The organism is Rhizobium sp. P1_E1, from assembly GCF_056406015.1.
The window spans coordinates 1-1,642 of the sequence record NZ_JBFUAY010000468.1 but is presented as its reverse complement, the minus strand read 5'-3'; the positions used below and the strand labels follow the sequence as shown (position 1 = coordinate 1,642).

The 1,642-nt window shown below is 53.7% G+C and carries 2 protein-coding genes; one reads left to right on the top strand and one right to left on the bottom strand.

Translation table 11 applies throughout. The features are described from left to right. On the bottom strand, positions 1–246 hold a 246-nt coding region (locus AC1D1Z_RS37180; protein WP_477853819.1), incomplete at its 3' end, for a hypothetical protein. 437 nt (positions 247–683) lie between these two features. Here AC1D1Z_RS37180 and AC1D1Z_RS37175 point away from each other — a divergent pair. Continuing rightward, a complete protein-coding gene (locus AC1D1Z_RS37175; RefSeq protein WP_477853817.1) occupies positions 684–1,049 on the top strand; it encodes a hypothetical protein in 366 nt (121 codons plus the stop codon). Positions 1,050–1,642: the final 593 nt, after the last annotated feature.

Genomic DNA, 1,642 nt, shown 5'->3' with positions numbered 1-1,642 from the left:
TCCGTATGCGTTGATGATGCGCAATCTATCGCCGTATTTGAGATAATCGTCTGCCATTTTACGCTCCCGGTAGCGATGTGACGATCGAAAGGATCGTTCCATCGTAGGTTTAATAATGCGTCTCACTTGAACCTGGGTTGGTGGCGCTAGTAAATGAGTAAATTTACTTAATTGAGCGGCCTTGTTGCGGATTTCAGACGTGAACCCGGCCACCGTTCCAATCAAAGACCGGCCAATTTTCGGCACTGAAGATTACCTCCTGGGTCAGCAACGTTTGGCATCGATACCTCGTGATGATCGAGGACATTTTGAGCCGGCAAAGAGAAGACTGAGCATGAGACATTACGATAAATGCTGCGACTTGCCGGAAGCGGGACCAGCTCCCGCGAGATTGTAGTCGTATTGGGAATAGCGCGCAGTACGCCCATTACAGAAGGACTTCCGATATTCGCATCAACCTCGCAAGGCGGCCACCGGGAGCTTACCGAGCGATGTGACAAGCGGAGGCTTCAGTTTCTCACCAGGCCCGAGATTGAAGCGATTCTGGACTGTACGGATCGAAGCACATGGCTGGAACGCGGCGATCACACTCTTCTACTGCTGGCCGCGCGAACGGGGTGGCGGGGCTCTCCGAGGTCATCGATCTCGACCGAGACGCGGTAATGTTCGGCCGCGGTGGATAGGTGCAATACATCGGAAGAGGCCGCAAAGAGCGAGGTACGCCACTCACAAAGGACGCACAGCAAGCCCTTCGTTGCTGGCTGAAGAAGCCCAGGAAACGAGGCGCAGCGGCCCTCTTTCCGAACATGCACGGCGGCAAGCTCAGCGTGCAGGCGCTGCTGAACAGTTTCGCCCAGGCGCGCGTGCACTGCGTCTCCGAGAGTGGCTCGGGAAAACCGTCAAATGACATCAGCGGCCGTGAGTTGTTGCTCAGCACGTCGGCAAAGCTAAGTAATAGTACCTATTTAAGTGAATCCTTTTTTAGCTCACAGTGGTTATCACAACATACGAAAAATACCTTTATACCACCACTACACCCAAAAGAATGATCGGCTATCGGCAACTACAGATTGCGTAYAGCGGGACGCATGACTTCAAAAGAGGAGAATGGAAATGGCTTATGCAAGAAATCCCTTTCTTCAAGCATCGCGTGCAGCAACATCTTCGACAAAACCTAGCCGCGGTTTTTGGACTTCGCCAGCTGGAAAACACCTACGTCTAGCCAAGAACTGCTTCGCATTGGCGAAACAGCACAGGGCGGCAGGCAACAAGAAGAAGTATTGGAGCCTGCTGAATGCCGGCCGCAGTGCTTTGGCCCTTTCCCGGCACGAGGTGTCCCTTTGGAAGCGCGGGCAGAGTGTCCGGCGCAGGTCTTACGCGATCCATCGCGCCGTCTAGGTGTGTCCCTCCGGCGCGGAATGTATTCTCGCGAGTGCATTCCGCGGCAATTGTTTCTGCGCAGCCCGAGGCAACGGTCTTTTGGCTGCATTTCGGTCTAGGGAGGAATAACTGAGATGAGCGACTCGTTGCTTTTTGGATATTCGGTAGAAGAGAACGACGGCAAGTTCGTCATCACGTTGGCGGGGAAGCTGGCTGTTCTGATTATGCAAGATATTGGGGCAAACATCCAACCCGAAGCTTC